The organism is Desulfogranum japonicum DSM 18378 (assembly GCF_000429945.1).
GTDB classification, from domain to species: Bacteria; Desulfobacterota; Desulfobulbia; order Desulfobulbales; family Desulfobulbaceae; genus Desulfogranum; species Desulfogranum japonicum.
Window position 1 is genome coordinate 36,822 of record NZ_AUCV01000032.1, and the last position, 14,918, is coordinate 51,739.

Consider the following 14,918-nt stretch of genomic DNA (forward strand, 5'->3'; position numbering starts at 1 on the left):
GAATATGATCATAAGGGTCACGGAAAAAATACATTATCCAATCTTGCTTATCTCTCAATTCAGACAACAATATGCTATAAGGAAAAGGATATGCCGCTTTTAGGGGCCCATGAATCAGTCGCAGGAGGGTTGCATAACGCCTTTGAACGGATTGAGCAGGTTGGTGGTGAATCCCTGCAGATATTCACCCGTAATCAGAGGCAGTGGAAAGCTGCGCCTCTACGTCAGGAAGAAATTGATCTTTTCAGGGAGAGCTGGGGAAAAACCGGTACTCTGCCTGTGGCGTCTCACGCGAGCTATCTGATTAATCTGGGGTCTTCAGACAAAAAACGGGCAGGCCAATCTGTTCAGGCTCTCGTAGCCGAAGTTGAGCGCTGTCAGCAACTCGGTATACCTTTTCTGGTTCTTCATCCGGGAAGTCATGGCGGCAAAGGGGTGGAAGCTGGTTTGCAGGCTGTTGTGAAAAACCTGGATACTGTCTTTGAGCAGACCCTGGGAAAAAAGAGCGGTCAAGTTCGAATATTGCTGGAAACCACAGCGGGCCAGGGGACCGGCTTAGGAAGTCGGTTTGAAGAACTGGGATGGATACGGGCGAATTCCAGCTACGCTGAACGTCTCGGTGTCTGTGTTGATACCTGTCACATTTTTGCAGCCGGTTACGATATACGCACACCTGAAGCATACCGTGCGACCATGGCTGCCCTGGAAGAACAGGTCGGGCTGCAACACGTTCACTTCTTTCACCTGAATGACTCGAAAAAAGAGCTGGGGAGCAAGGTTGACAGGCATGAACATATTGGTAAAGGGTGTATCGGCAAGCAAGGCTTTGCCCACCTGCTGAATGACCCGCAGTTTGTCAGTCATCCCATGACTCTGGAAACGCCCAAAGGCGATGATCTTGCAGAGGATAGAGAAAATCTGCGGGTGTTGCGTTTGCTCATGGGGCACGAAGAATAATACCTGTTCAAAAATTGCCCAGGATATCGGCTCATTCTTATGGTGCCTGTGGTTCGGTTTCGCTCTCCATAGGAAGTTTGTGTTCTTTCGGATGGTATTGAATGGTTACCGGCTCAGAAGCTTCGCTCACCAGACCATCCTTATCCACAGCTTTGACCTGAAAATTGTATTCTCTGTCCGGTTCAAGATCAAGCTCCAGAGTGACGCCGGTTTTCTGTGTTTTTTGTATTTCCCGATTCAGGAATCCTACACTGATAACAGAATAGTAAGCGATATCCAGTTCCGTATTGGCATCCCAGGTCAGGGTGAGCCCCTTGTCTGTAATGTTGCCGGTAAGACCTGATGGGGCAGTTGGAGGCGGTTTTGTTGAGCAGGAGACCGGATTTGAGATCGGGCCCTTGAGCTTGTCATAATCTATTGCCCGTATTCCGTACCAATATCTTTGGCCATCGGCCAGAGAAATATCCGTAAATGATTGACGTTCGGCAGACACATCGCCTACCTTCAAGGTGACAGTGTCTGGAAGTGTTCCACGAAAAATTTCATATCTACGAATATCCGGAGCTCTGTTACCAGACCATTGCAGTTCCACTTTTTTCAGGGAGGATTGCGAGCAGGTGATCCCTTCAACCATTGCCGGGGCCGGTTTAGTGGTTGCTGAGACGGCTTTGCTGTTTTCTGAAGCTGTTCCAACCACGTTGACGGCCTGCAAAGTGTAAAAATAGGTTGTGTTATCCTGGAGAGGATCCAGGTAACCACCCTCGTCAACATATTGCAGCTGGTGGCGACCATCGATATTGGCAATCTGTTCAAAAGGACCCGCCTCGTCCATTGCCCTGAACACCATATATTCTCTGGTGTGAGGATCGCTGCTTCCTGCCCAGGAAAGTGAAACCTTTCTGGGTTGGTTACTGATTGCTTTAAGGTGCTGCGGAGGCGGCGGGGCACCCTTGGTAGTGGCAAAGACAACATCGCTGTCTTCACTTTCCACGCCAACATTGTTCTGGCTGCGGATGGTGTAATAATAGGTGGTGTTGTCGGCAAGTTTGCCGTACCGTTCATAGGATCTGGCACTGCCTCTATCTACATAACTCTGCCTGTCACGGTCATCAATTTCTGCTATACGCTCAAAAGGACCTTCCTTTGAACCTGCTCTGTAAATTGTGTATCCTGTGACATTGGGATCCGGTGAGGGCTCCCATGAAAGCAATATTCTGCGCAGGCCGTTCCCTGTGGCCAAGATGGTACTTATGGGTTTCGGTTTGCCTATGGTAGTAATGGAGAAAGGCTGTTGTGGAATGGATGCCAGCCCTTCTTTGTTGTAGGCGCTGATGGTATAAAAATAGGTGGAATCGTCTTCCAGATCTGTATCTTCAAGAACAATCGGTGTGGTATTGTTAGCTATAATTGAACCTACAGGGGTAAACATATCTGTTGCTGCTTTTGCGCGAAAAAGTTGATAACCAGTGTGAATGAATGGCGGTGCAGGTTGAACAACTATCCGGGCTTTACGTATAAGCCCCCGTACAGAGATGATTTTGGGCGCAGGAATACGTGAAGAAAATATCGCACCCTGATAAATCAGGGCTTCAATGAGTTGTTTTAGGGCATCATCCAGGGCTGTCACCAGAGATGCATCGCTGGGATAGGCGTTGCCAGAGTAGTGGGTGAATGTAATGTGAATATCCCAGATGACCTGGTCTGTCTGAATGTCAAGCAGATTGATGGTAAGAAGAGACTGTTTACCCGGTAAAGCTGTCGTAAGGATACTTTCCGGAAGATGGGTAAGGGTTGCGCTGAGTATGCCCCGCGTACGTAAAGATTTACCGACCTGGAGAAGGTATTCATGGGATTGTTTGCCTTGAGCGTGTTGAATGTGGTGTTCTTCCAGAACACTTTTTACATGTTCAAGTGGAATCAGCTCGTAAAGTCCTGCGTGGTTCAGTTTTTCCCAGAAAAAGGTGGTCAGTTTATCGATATCTTTCTTTGAGCTGGAAAACGGTAGAATGGCGACATGTTGTAACAGGGTTGTTTTTGTCTGAGGGTAAGTTTGAACCTGGATATCTGTTTTGGTTTCCGGTGATGCCGGGCTGCTGAAACAGAGCGCAGGCATAAAAAAACAGATATACAGAAATATGAATAACACTCTGGTCTGTATGGAGTGCGATATTATCAACATATTGCTTGTTTCCTATTGGTTGCCAACGTGTTGAGCCAGTTCCCGTACCTTGGCCATAACCTCAGCCAGGTCACAGGTTTGGAGAACTCTGTCCCGGACCACGATATTGCCGTTGATCAGTACGGTCTGTACATCTGCCGGATCACCGCTGTATACCATTGTGTCGGTGGTATAAAACGGCTGCAGGTGGGGACGATGTATGTCTGCCAGTAGAATATCTGCCTTTTGTCCCGGAGCGAGTCTGCCGATGTGCATTGACGGCAGGAGTGCCGTTGAACCACCATCCGTGGCACAGCTTAAAATTTCCCGTGCAGGAACAGCAACCGCATCGTTACATACCATTTTCTGTACTTTGGCACAAAAATCCATCTCGCGAAATATATCAAGACTATTGTTGGATGCGCTGCCGTCGGTTCCCAGCCCCACACGTATATTTCTGTCAAGCATTGCCCGTAACGGAGCCATGCCGGAGGCAAGTTTTGCATGGCTTTGCGGACAGATGACAATGGAGCAGTTGTTTTCTGCGAGAATATCCAGGTCCGCTGGCGTGCACCAGACGCAGTGAACACACACTGTATTGGCATCCAGTATACCCGTTTCAAGCAGGTGGCGGGTTGGGGTCTCTCCGAGGGGAGAGGGAATTATTTCGATTTCGTATTGCGTTTCAGCAAGGTGAATGAAAAGCGGCACTCCTGCATCATTTGCCAGTTGCTTTGCCTTTACAAGATTCTTTGGAGAACATGTATACGGAGAATGGGCAAACAGGGCAGGGGTGATAAGCGGGTTTTTATCTTTCCAGGTAGAGATGAATTCTGCACAGGTCGTCAGCCCTTTGGTTGGATCGGGAACCCCCGGCACAGGAAAATCAACCAAAGCCTGGGCTGCAACGGATCTCATCCCAACTTCGGCAAAAGCCTTGGCTGCGGCATGCTCAAAAAAATAGCCATCTGCTACGGTGGTAATTCCGCCCAGTACCATTTCCGCTGCGGCAAGTTTCGAGCACCAGTAGACCATCTCTTCTGAAACCCATTGTGCTTCAGCTGGAAATATATATGTATGAAGCCATGTGGACAGGTCCAGGTCATCTGCCAGGCCGCGAAACAAGGTCATTGCTGCGTGACTGTGGGCGTTGACCAGGCCGGGAAGAGCCAGCTGGCCATGGGCGTCCAGGGTTGTCCTGTCGCGTCCCGCATGATATGCCTCCATGGGGCCGATGTCTGTAATAGTATCCCCGGTTATGGTAATATATGAAAGAGACGGCACGGCAGAAAGGGCCATGTCTTCAACGGGGAGACAGTTGGTGATGCTGATATCTGAGTTCATAACTGCTTGCAAAAGTAGGAAGAGATGGTGTATCACAGGTTGGCAGAATTTCAAAGGCCATACAGCAACTATACCCGAGCACTGTAACAAGAGGCAAGAGATGGTTCTTTTTTCTTGTTTGAAAGTAATATGTTGGAGTTGTGTCGACCTTGTTGAATGACTTGCAAACAACCACACCTGCGCAAGTCTGGAGCACCCCTTTGCTCGAAGAGTGTTCATGTGAATAACAGCAATTATCAGCCCTGAGAAGGGAAATTTTAAGAGGATATCATGGGATTTCGATGTGGCATTGTTGGGTTGCCCAACGTGGGCAAGTCCACAATTTTTAATGCGTTGACAGCTGCGGCAATAGATGCGGAAAACTATCCTTTCTGCACCATCGAACCGAATGTAGGGGTGGTGGCTGTGCCTGATGTCCGTCTGGATACGCTGGCGGAATTGGCCAAGACCAGGAGCAAGGTGCCTACTCAGATGGAGTTTGTGGATATAGCCGGGCTTGTAAAAGGTGCCAGCCAGGGCGAAGGGTTGGGAAATCAGTTTCTGGGACACATTCGCCAAGTGGATGCCATCCTCCACGTCGTGCGGTGTTTTGAAGATGATAATATCGTGCATGTTGATGGCAAAATTAATCCTCTGCAGGATCGCGAGGTCATTACCATGGAGCTTGTCATGGCTGACCTGGAAACTGTGGAAAAAAGGTTGGTTAAAACGCGTAATCAAACGAAATCCGGTGATAAAAAGGCTATTGCCGAGGTCGCGTTCCTGGAAAAACTGGCAGCAGTTCTCAATGAAGGCAAGCCGGCAAGGGTGGTTGCACCTGAAAATGAAAACGATCAGCACCTTTTACGGGATCTTTGCCTGCTGACCACCAAACCAGTGCTCTATGTCGCCAATGTCAGCGAAGATGATGTGGTAGACGGGAATCAATTTGTTGCTGATATGCAGAAAGCCGCTGAAGAAGAGGGCGCCTCCCTGGTGACAATCGCGGGAAGTATTGAACAGGAACTAAGTCTGCTTGATAAAGAGGAACAGAAGGAGTTCCTCCTGGATATGGGCATGGAGGAACCGGGACTCAACCGCCTGATTCATGCCGGCTATGAGTTACTGAACCTGATAACATATTTTACGGTTGGCGAGAAAGAAACCCGGGCCTGGACAATTACCAGAGGAACCAAGGCGCCACAGGCTGCAGGAAAAATACACTCGGATTTCGAGCGAGGTTTCATTCGGGCAGAGGTTATTGCCTATGAGGATTATGTAAAGTGCGGCTCAGAGAATGTGGCTAAAGAAAAAGGGTTGATGCGGTCTGAAGGCAAAGAGTATGTGGTTAAAGATGGTGACTGTATACTTTTCCGTTTTAATGTGTGATCAATACAACGGCTTGTAACGTATAAGGATCTGTGTACAGGGAATGAAAATACTGGTGTTATGGACAGGAAGAAGGTTGAAAAGAAAGTATTTATAAAGGAACTTGTTGAAGGCCAGCAAGTTCGGGAACTGTTTGCGGTCAGCCGCAAAAATCTGGCTGAAACCAAAAACGGAAAACCTTATCTGGCATTAAGCCTGATGGACAAGACAGGTGAAATCGAGGCCCGCCTGTGGGATGATGCAGAGCATTTTGCGCCTTTGGCAGAAGAAGGTGCGTTTGTTCTGGTTACAGCGGTCGTGAAATCGTACAGGGAGCAACTGCAACTCGGTGTGACCTCACTGGAGCAATTCAGTTCGGAACAGGTTTTTTTAGGGCATTTTTTCCCTTCCAGTGATCGTGATCCTCAAGATATGGAAAAGGAACTCAAGCTGCGTATCCGGGCGATACGGGATGTGGGACTGCATAAACTGCTTGCGGTAATATTCCAGGGCGATGTGCTGGAACAGTTTCTGAAAGCACCGGCTGCAAAAAAAATGCATCATGCCTATATCGGAGGTTTGGCTGAACACTCCCTGTCCATCGCAGCGATGGCTGAGAAAACAGCAGAACACTACCCCCTGTTGGACAAAGATATGCTCGTTGCCGGCAGCCTGCTCCACGATCTGGCGAAAATCAGGGAGTTTGATTTTTCCAGCCTGCCGTTTAATTATACGGATCAGGGGAGGCTGGTCGGGCACCTTGTCCTTGGCGTTGAAATGGTTCGGGAGGCGTCGTCTGTCATATCAGAGATGTCGCAGGAGCGCACCGATCAACTTTGTCACCTTATTCTCAGCCACCACGGACAGCTTGAATATGGATCCCCTGTACTACCTATGACGCCGGAAGCCATGCTGCTGCACCATCTTGATGATATGGACGCAAAAATGAATTATGTGCAAAGGCTACAGAGCAACATGAAAGAACCCGGATGGCAGTGGACCGAGTATCAGCGGCCCCTTGAACGTTTTCTCTATCTCAATGCCGATGCTGAAGAAGAACAGTGCCAGGTGGGCACTGTTTCACAGCCCTGTGAAGCTGCAAAACAGAACGTGCGTAAACTGTTGACCACACAGGAAGCTGAAAAACGGCAACAGTCGCTGTTTTAACTGTGCCGCTATCCGTCGATTGGTGAGCCTTTAAGACCTATGTTTGCACATATTCTCGGCCAGACAAAAGCTGTAACCTTTTTTCAAAGGGCTATCAGCAGCGACCGTCTTTCTCACTCCTATCTCCTCCATGGACCTGATGGGGTGGGAAAACGTCTTCTGGCCGAACAGATTGCAGCGGTGTTGCTATGTCAGCGTGAGCAAGGGGAGAAACCATGCGGTAATTGTCCTGGCTGTCAGAAATACCTTTCCGGCAATCATCCTGATCTCCTCCGCATTACGCCAGACGGGCCAACTATAAAAATCGCCCAGATACGTGGACTGAAACAGGCTGTAACCTATGCTCCTTTTGAAAAAGGGTATCGCATTATTCTGATTGAAGACGTACATACCATGCGCAGGGAAGCCGGCAACAGCCTGTTGAAAATACTTGAAGAGCCTCCGGCGCAAAATATCTTTTTGCTGTTGTCCGCTTCACTTGAAGTTGTTCTGGCAACCATTCGGTCCCGCTGCCAGCTCATCCCTCTGTATAGCTTGCCGTTTGATCTCGCAGCTCGGATTATTCAACAGAAAGATCCGGAGCTACCTCCGGATGAAGCCTTTATGCTTGCCCAACTTGCAGACGGTTCACCCGGTAAGGCGTTGAGCTTAAACAGCAGCAGCCTGTATCCCCTGTATACAGAATCTCTTGAGGCATTACTTGCACAAAGGCGCAGTGAAGCAGAAAAAGTGGAGGCTGGCCTTGCCCTGGCCGCAAAATGGACCACCCTGAAAGATGATTTGCCCTACCTCTTTCACCTGTTCAGAATTTTTTTTAAAGATGCCATGGTACCCCTGGTATTCGATCAACCTGGAACCAGTCGTATGCTCTGGCTGGACAAGGCCAGAGAACGGTGGAATTTCCGCCAGCTTTCTGCTAAGATAGATAACATTGATTATGCAGAACAGGCTCTGCAACGCAACTGTAATAAGGGCTTGGCCTGCGAAGTGCTTGCTCTGCAGCTGCTAACCTGAAATCAAACGATTATTGCCGACATACATGATACCTCCCTCTGAAAATGATACTGCTGTTCCAGCCGAGACGGAACAAGTGAACGAGGATACTGGCACAAGTTATTATTACAAGTTTCGTTTTCGCATGGACGGGAGAGAGTTCACTGCCTGTTCACCTGATCAGGAATACCCCAAAGGTGCCTCTGTAATGATTAAGGTGGAGCATGGCTATGAGCCTGCAACCATTATCCGTAAGGCAGCAGGGCCGGGGGAAAGCAAAGATCGTCCGGTAAGCTTTCATATCGCCCGGGAACTTGATGCCGAAGAACTGGAGCGTTTTCTTGAGCTGCCTGAAGTTGAGCAGGAAGCTTACAGCTATTGCCAGAAACAGGTTGAGAAGCTTGATTTGCCCATGGACCTGGTCAGAGTCGAGCAATTTTTTAATGGATCAAAAATTATTTTTTACTTCACCGCAGAGAATCGGGTCGATTTTCGGGAACTGGTAAAAGTTCTGGTTCAACAGTTCCGCACCCGGGTTGAAATGCGGCAGATCGGAGTTCGTCATGAAACCCAGATGCTTGGCGGGCTGGGCTCCTGTGGCAGGGAACTGTGCTGCTCCGGTTTCCTGAATAAGTTTGAATCTGTTTCCATTAAAATGGCCAAAACCCAGGACCTTCCCCTGAATCCATCGAAAATATCCGGGCTCTGCAATAGATTGTTATGCTGCCTGACCTATGAGTATGACAATTATCGTCATATGAAAAAGGGAATGCCAAGAACCGGCAAAAGTATCCGTTTTGAAGATGATGTATATAAAGTGATCAGGCAGGTACCGCTTTCCGGCACGTTGATCGGCATCAACCGGAAAGGGGAAGAACGGATTTTCCAGGAAAAAGAGTGGCGGAATGCTGAAATAGTTCAAAAACCGCAGCAGGGTAAAGGCGGAGGAAAGAAAAAATAAACGTCCTGTACAGGTGTATCGCCTAATATAACCGGTAATTATGTCAACTCGGTAAAATAATCAAAGAATAGTGTTCAGGGCCCTGCGGGTAGGGGATACTTCCCGGTACGCAGAGCATCTCCTTTACTTCAGATATAAATAAACAGTTGTTATGAGTACATACGTCACCACTCCCATATATTATGTTAATGCGCTCCCCCATTTAGGCCATGCCTATACCACCATTGTTACCGATACCTACAGCCGGTTCAGAAAGCTCTGTGGTGATGATGTCCGTTTTCAGACCGGTACAGATGAACATGGTGAAAAGATTGTTGAGGCAGCTGTCAAGGAAGGTGTTTCACCGCGCGAATACGTAGACAGAATATCGACAGCATTCCAGGGAACCTGGCCATCACTTTCCGTGGAGCCAGATTACCTTATACGGACAACCGATGCTGACCACATGCAGACAGTCCAGGATATTCTGCAGATGGTATATGATAAAGGTGATATTTATTTTAGTGAATACAGTGGGTTATACTGTAAAGGCTGTGAGCGATTTCTGACGGAAAAGGAACTGGTTGACGGGAAATGCCCTGATCACCAGGTTGCGCCGGAGGAAATCAGTGAGCAGAATTATTTTTTCAGAATGTCCAAATACCAGGACTGGCTGATAAATCATATCAAAGAGAATCCTGAATTTATTACCCCGGAACGGTATCGCAATGAGGTGCTTTCTTTTCTCAGTGAGCCATTGGAGGATCTGTGTATTTCCAGGCCGACTTCCAGGCTTACCTGGGGAATCCCGCTCCCGTTTGACGAGAATTTTGTGACCTATGTCTGGTTTGACGCTTTGATCAATTACCTAACAGGCCTTGGTTATCCGAACGGGGAGCTTTATGCAAAATACTGGCAGGATGCAGAGCACGTCATTGCCAAGGATATACTGAAACCCCACGCCATTTATTGGCCAACCATGCTGCGATCCATGGATGTACCAGCGTACAAGAGGTTGCATGTGCACGGGTACTGGAATGTGGATGAGACCAAAATGTCTAAATCCATAGGAAATGTGGTCCGTCCAAAAGACCTGGTGGAAGCATATGGTGTGGATACACTGCGTTATTTTGTTCTTCGGGAGATGAGCTTTGGATTGGACAGCTCTTTTTCAGCGGATTCCATTATCGCCAGACAAAATTCTGATCTGGCAAATGATCTTGGCAATCTGTTTTCCAGATCCTTGACCATGATCGATAAGTATGCGGGGCAGAAGGTGCCGCAGATTGAGCAGAGCCTTGAGGAAGAGGCAGAGCAGGAACTGCAGCAGGCAATTCAAGATATGCTTGTAGCGTATGAAAAGCATATGAATAGCTTTAATTTCCACAAGGGGCTGCAAAGTGTGTGGGAGGTTATCAGTCTGCTGAATAAATATATCGTGACCAATGCACCATGGGATCTGGCCAAAGATGATTCGCAGCAGGGCAGGTTGAATGTGGTACTGTATACCCTGCTGGAGGCGTTGCGAGTTCTGGCAATTGTTCTGAAACCGGTTATGCCGTCTGCTGCAGACAAAATGGCTGCGGCATTGTCGTTGGAAAATTTCGACCAGGCAACGCTTACCGACTGCACGTGGGGAGGGATGACAGCAGGGCAGGCCTTGGCTGCTCCAGAACCACTTTTTCCACGTCTTGAGAAAAAGAAAAAGGAACAGAAGCAGCAGGCTCAATCAAAAGCGAAAAAGAAACCAGCAACCAAGGCTGAACAATTAGACGGGGTCATTACCTTTGAACAGTTTGGCCAGGTAGAGCTTCGCGTGGCAACTGTTATTGCTGCGGAAAGTATTCCAAAGGCTGATAAACTGCTCAAGCTCACCGTTGAAGCACCTGAAAAGCGGACCATCGTGGCAGGCATTGCTGAGTACTATGCGCCTGAGGATCTTCCCGGCCGTCAGGTTATCATTGTAGCTAACCTGAAACCGGCCAAGTTGCGAGGTGTTGTTTCTGAAGGCATGGTACTGGCTGCCAAACAGAAGCTTGAAGATGGAACAGAACAACTCACCTTGGCTACCGTGGCTGAAAAGATGGCTCCGGGGAGTCGGGTAGCGTAAGACCAGAAAAACATGAATAGTAACCATCCTGAAAGAGGATTTTCAGGGGGGAGACATAACCATTTGGTAATACACTATGATCATATTAAGTAATTTTATTCTTGCTGTGGCGAAATTGGCGGACATTGTTTTGGGAGCATATATCTGGATCATTATAGGACGTGCTGTAATTTCGTGGGTTAATGCAGATCCTTACAATCCCATTGTGCGTTTTCTTATTCAGGTCACCGAACCCGCTCTGACGAAAATACGTCGCTATCTTCCACCAATGGGAGGCCTTGATCTCAGCCCTATGGTTCTTATTCTGGCGGTTATTTTTGTACAGAGCTTTCTTGTCTCTACAATGCAACAGGTAGGAATGAGTATGCGCTAACATGCTGCTCATAGTGGATCATGATTGAGTGATAACCGTGCAGTGTCTTACTTCCTTAACAGCAGATTCTTTTCTCCTGAAACTGCATGTGCAGCCTCGGGCCAAGACAAACGGCCTTACCGGTTTCCATGGTGATGCGTTGAAGCTGCGTCTCAATACTCCCCCGGTGGATGGGAAAGCCAATAAGGCCGTAGAAGCGTATCTGGGAAATCTGTTTGGGGTACCCAAAAGTTCTGTAAACCTGAAAAGCGGCCATCAAAGCCGAAGTAAACAGGTAAAGATAGAGGGCCTGGGTGTTAAGGAGGCTGAGGAGATTTTGAGAAAGGCGCTGGATAGTTGAGAGATAACTACATAGGGGGTAACTGATTCCCAGGTACTTCACGGAGTCTCCCTCTGGTCGCTTACCAGCGAAAAACCGCACTTGCCCAAATCTGAAGCACCTGTGACCCGTTACAATTCAGAACTGATTGAAATAACGGTGTTGTTAACCCCGTGATCAGGTTCCATAGGGGATGTGGCTAAACGTGACAAATCCCCAGCATTTGTAACTGTTTACAAGCTGCTTGCGGAAATATCAGGTGCCCTGTGAGCCGTTACCTTAAGAGAAACATTGAGGAGACAGATGCCAAGTATGTCCCATTATCCACAGAAGACCATAGTACTTGCGAACTGGAAAGTTCATTTTTCGCCCCAACGTGCGGCACAATGGTGCGATGAGTTTCTTGCTGCATACCGTCCACTTGAACACGTCGAAGTTGTACTTGCTGTTCCATTTTTCTATCTGCGTGAGATCGCTGAACGTCTACAGGGAATTCAAGGGGTATCTCTTGCAGCCCAGACAGTTTCTCCATTTCCACAGGGGGGCTATACTGGTGCTACTCCGGCTGCCTGGTTGCAGGGAGTTGTAAAATATGTACTTGTCGGTCATCAGGAGCGACGCAAATATTTTCACGAATCTTCACAGGATGTTGCGCGGCAGGCTCTTGAATGCCTGGCAGAAGGTTTGCAGCCAATAGTCTGTGTTGATCAGGACACTTTGTCTTCGCAGGTAGCTCCATTTGATTATGAACAGCAGGATCAACTTATCTGGGCCTATACCCCGAAAGATGCTGTTTCTTTGGAACGATCACACTCTTACGGAGCTATTGAAGAAACTGTCCGCTCCATGCAAACCCGTGTTGGAGGGCAGCCCATTCTGTATGGTGGAGGGGTAACGAGTTCAAATTGTCGGGATCTTGTAGATATAGACTGTATTGCTGGCGTTATGATGGGCCGTGGTTGTCTGGATGCGACGGAATTTCTGAAAGCGTTTGCCAGCATTTTATAGAAATACAAAAGGGATAGCGGTTGATTAACCGGTATCCCTTTTGCGGTAACTGATTTGCTGCATGCCTACGCCGAAAAGGCAACGTTGGTTACAGCCATATAAGGGTCACGGAAAAAATAAACTATCCAATCTTTGGATATTTATTGTTTTCCGTGACCCTAAACCTTTCCCTGATTATTCAATACATCTCTGTAGCAGTAGAGGCAACCATATTGGCATTTACATAGACAGCAGTCGTCGTATCCGTTCATCCATGGGAGGGTGGGTGGAGAAAAGATTGGCTATGGTGCTGCCTTTAAGTGGATTGACAATATACATTTGAGCAGAGGCCGGATTGACATCCATGGGATGCTGCTGGTTCGCATTTGAGAGCTTGTTCAGCGCACTGGCCAATGCTTTGGGGCGACCGCAAATTTCTGCTCCTGTAGCATCGGCAATGTATTCCCTGCTTCTTGATATGGCCATCTGTATTAATGAAGCAGCAATGGGGGCAACAATCATCATAACAATGGCAACCAGAGGATTGCCTCCATCCTCATCATCTCTGCCACCGCCAAAAATCATGGCCCATTGCGCCATGGTGGCAAGATATGAGATTGCACCGGCCATCACTGCCGCTATGCTGCCGATGAGAATATCCCTGTTTTTTATATGGCCAAGCTCATGGGCAATAACGCCTTCCAACTCTTCCTGGTTCAGTATGCGCATGATTCCGGTCGTTACGGCAACTGCTGCATGGTCAGGGTTTCGGCCTGTCGCAAACGCGTTGGGGGTAGGGTTTTCTATAATGTATACTTTGGGTTTGGGCAGGCCCGCGCGTGAAGACAGAGAGGCAACCATGGCATGTAGTTCAGGGGCTTCGCCTGGGGAGACTTCCCGTGCTCCATTCATGGCCAGAGCCATTTTATCTGAATTCCAGTAGGCAAAAAAGTTGAGTCCCAAGGCCAGCAGAAGGGCAATGACCATGCCCTGTTGCCCCCCCATAGCCTGACCGCCGATCATCAAGAGTGCCGTCAACGCGGCCATTAGCATAAAGGTTTTTGCAGTGTTCATAGCTGAGTCGTTAGTATAAATGTTAGTATTGTTGTCTGATATTACGCACTTTTTTAATGCTTTATAAAATAAGAAACTTGTGGAAGCAGTCAAGCGAATTCGGTATGGAGATCCTTGAGAGAAGACATGATGATTCTTTGTGCCTGGGAGAAAGAGCAGTATGTGGAATAGCTCGTTGTAGGGCACGGGAAAAATAAATTATCCAATCTTGCTTGTCTCTCAACTCGGTAACGTCGTAGCGTCAATGGTTCAATACGGCCAGTATGGAACCATTGACGCTACGACGTTACCACATCGATATCCTATGCAATTATTGGATATTTATTATTTTCCGCGGCCCTAAAGAAATAATCCTGGAGTTGGATGATGTTGCGAAAATTTTTTCTGGTGTGATCAACTCAAGAATATGAGATGGAAGCCACACCAGAAGAAGATATTTATGCCTGCACCACGATCATTTGACCTGTTTAGTGCATCGACAAGAGGCAGTGTCAGGTATGCAGTGAATAGATGGCTGACAGATTGCGATATTTTTCTGCGTAATCCATGCCATATCCAATGAGAAAGCCCTCTTCCACTGTAAAACCCGGATAATCAACATGCACATCCACATTGCGACGTTCGGTTTTATCAATAAGAGCACAGATTTTCACCGATGCAGCGCCCTGATCTGCAAAGTAGTCGCGGAGCCACGCCAGAGTAGATCCGGTATCTACAATGTCTTCCACCAGGAGAATGTCTTTTCCCCTAAGATCTCCTTCAGGAGCTTTTCGCAGACATATTTCCCCTGAAGAGGATATAGAAGAGCCATAGCTGGCAACGCGAATAAAATCTATCTCCATATCAAGGGAGATAGCCCTACAAAGGTCTGCGGTAAATATAAAGGCGCCATTAAGCACCCCCAGGATCAGCAGACTCTTATCTGCATAATCAGTGGTTATCTGTTTTCCCAGATCAACTACTTTGCTTTGTATCTGTTCCGGGCCAATGACCAGTGAAGCCTCTGTATCCATAGGGGTATTCATCTCCGCACAAATTTTATTTTACCGGTAACTGCTTACTATGTATCTGATCTTCCAGAGATTATTCTGGATTACGTGTGCCCTGAGGGCCACGGAAAAAAAATTATCCAATCTTGCTTGTCTCTCA

At 47.8% G+C, this 14,918-nt stretch carries 13 protein-coding genes; 9 read left to right on the forward strand and 4 right to left on the reverse strand.

The window, feature by feature from the left end; translation table 11 throughout:
• Positions 1-90: 90 nt before the first annotated feature.
• Positions 91-957: a deoxyribonuclease IV gene (locus G493_RS0114880; RefSeq protein WP_028581032.1), complete on the forward strand. Its 867-nt coding sequence runs from the start codon at positions 91-93 to the stop codon at positions 955-957.
• 37 nt (positions 958-994) lie between these two features.
• On the opposite strand, the gene G493_RS0114885 is transcribed toward G493_RS0114880, so the two are convergent.
• Together G493_RS0114885 and G493_RS29455 are read right to left on the reverse strand one after the other, a co-directional pair.
• Positions 995-3,136, reverse strand: a complete 2,142-nt coding sequence (locus tag G493_RS0114885) for a fibronectin type III domain-containing protein (RefSeq protein WP_028581033.1) — start codon at positions 3,134-3,136, stop codon at positions 995-997.
• A gap of 12 nt (positions 3,137-3,148) precedes the next feature.
• Positions 3,149-4,459 (reverse strand): amidohydrolase, encoded by a 1,311-nt coding sequence (locus G493_RS29455; protein WP_035274629.1) that lies wholly within the window; start codon positions 4,457-4,459, stop codon positions 3,149-3,151.
• 270 nt (positions 4,460-4,729) lie between these two features.
• Here G493_RS29455 and ychF point away from each other — a divergent pair, with 270 nt between their 5' ends.
• The 8 genes from ychF to G493_RS32300 all read left to right on the forward strand — a co-directional run bounded on the left by ychF (position 4,730) and on the right by G493_RS32300 (position 12,716).
• Positions 4,730-5,827, forward strand: a complete 1,098-nt coding sequence (gene ychF, locus G493_RS0114895) for a redox-regulated ATPase YchF (protein ID WP_028581034.1) — start codon at positions 4,730-4,732, stop codon at positions 5,825-5,827.
• 60 nt (positions 5,828-5,887) lie between these two features.
• On the forward strand, positions 5,888-6,973 hold the full coding sequence (locus tag G493_RS29460; RefSeq protein ID WP_051309333.1) for a 3'-5' exoribonuclease YhaM family protein: 1,086 nt from the start codon (positions 5,888-5,890) through the stop codon (positions 6,971-6,973).
• A gap of 39 nt (positions 6,974-7,012) precedes the next feature.
• On the forward strand, positions 7,013-7,987 hold the full coding sequence (gene holB / locus G493_RS0114905; protein WP_028581035.1) for a DNA polymerase III subunit delta': 975 nt from the start codon (positions 7,013-7,015) through the stop codon (positions 7,985-7,987).
• Between the two features lie 25 nt (positions 7,988-8,012).
• Positions 8,013-8,927, forward strand: a complete 915-nt coding sequence (locus G493_RS0114910) for a PSP1 domain-containing protein (protein ID WP_028581036.1) — start codon at positions 8,013-8,015, stop codon at positions 8,925-8,927.
• 151 nt (positions 8,928-9,078) lie between these two features.
• Positions 9,079-11,016, forward strand: coding sequence for a methionine--tRNA ligase (gene metG, locus G493_RS0114915; RefSeq protein WP_028581037.1), 1,938 nt, complete (start codon positions 9,079-9,081; stop codon positions 11,014-11,016).
• Positions 11,017-11,092: 76 nt separating this feature from the next.
• Positions 11,093-11,389: a YggT family protein gene (locus G493_RS0114920; RefSeq protein WP_028581038.1), complete on the forward strand. Its 297-nt coding sequence runs from the start codon at positions 11,093-11,095 to the stop codon at positions 11,387-11,389.
• Between the two features lie 37 nt (positions 11,390-11,426).
• Positions 11,427-11,729 (forward strand): DUF167 domain-containing protein, encoded by a 303-nt coding sequence (locus G493_RS0114925; protein ID WP_028581039.1) that lies wholly within the window; start codon positions 11,427-11,429, stop codon positions 11,727-11,729.
• Positions 11,730-12,020: 291 nt separating this feature from the next.
• A complete protein-coding gene (locus G493_RS32300; RefSeq protein ID WP_051309334.1) occupies positions 12,021-12,716 on the forward strand; it encodes a triose-phosphate isomerase in 696 nt (231 codons plus the stop codon).
• Positions 12,717-12,935: 219 nt separating this feature from the next.
• Here G493_RS32300 and htpX read toward each other — a convergent pair whose 3' ends face one another.
• Positions 12,936-13,769 carry a zinc metalloprotease HtpX gene (gene htpX / locus G493_RS0114935; RefSeq protein ID WP_028581040.1) on the reverse strand — a complete coding sequence of 278 codons (834 nt, stop codon included), beginning with the start codon at positions 13,767-13,769 and terminating at the stop codon, positions 12,936-12,938.
• Positions 13,770-14,260: 491 nt separating this feature from the next.
• On the reverse strand, positions 14,261-14,782 hold the full coding sequence (gene hpt / locus G493_RS0114940) for a hypoxanthine phosphoribosyltransferase (protein WP_028581041.1): 522 nt from the start codon (positions 14,780-14,782) through the stop codon (positions 14,261-14,263).
• Positions 14,783-14,918: the final 136 nt, after the last annotated feature.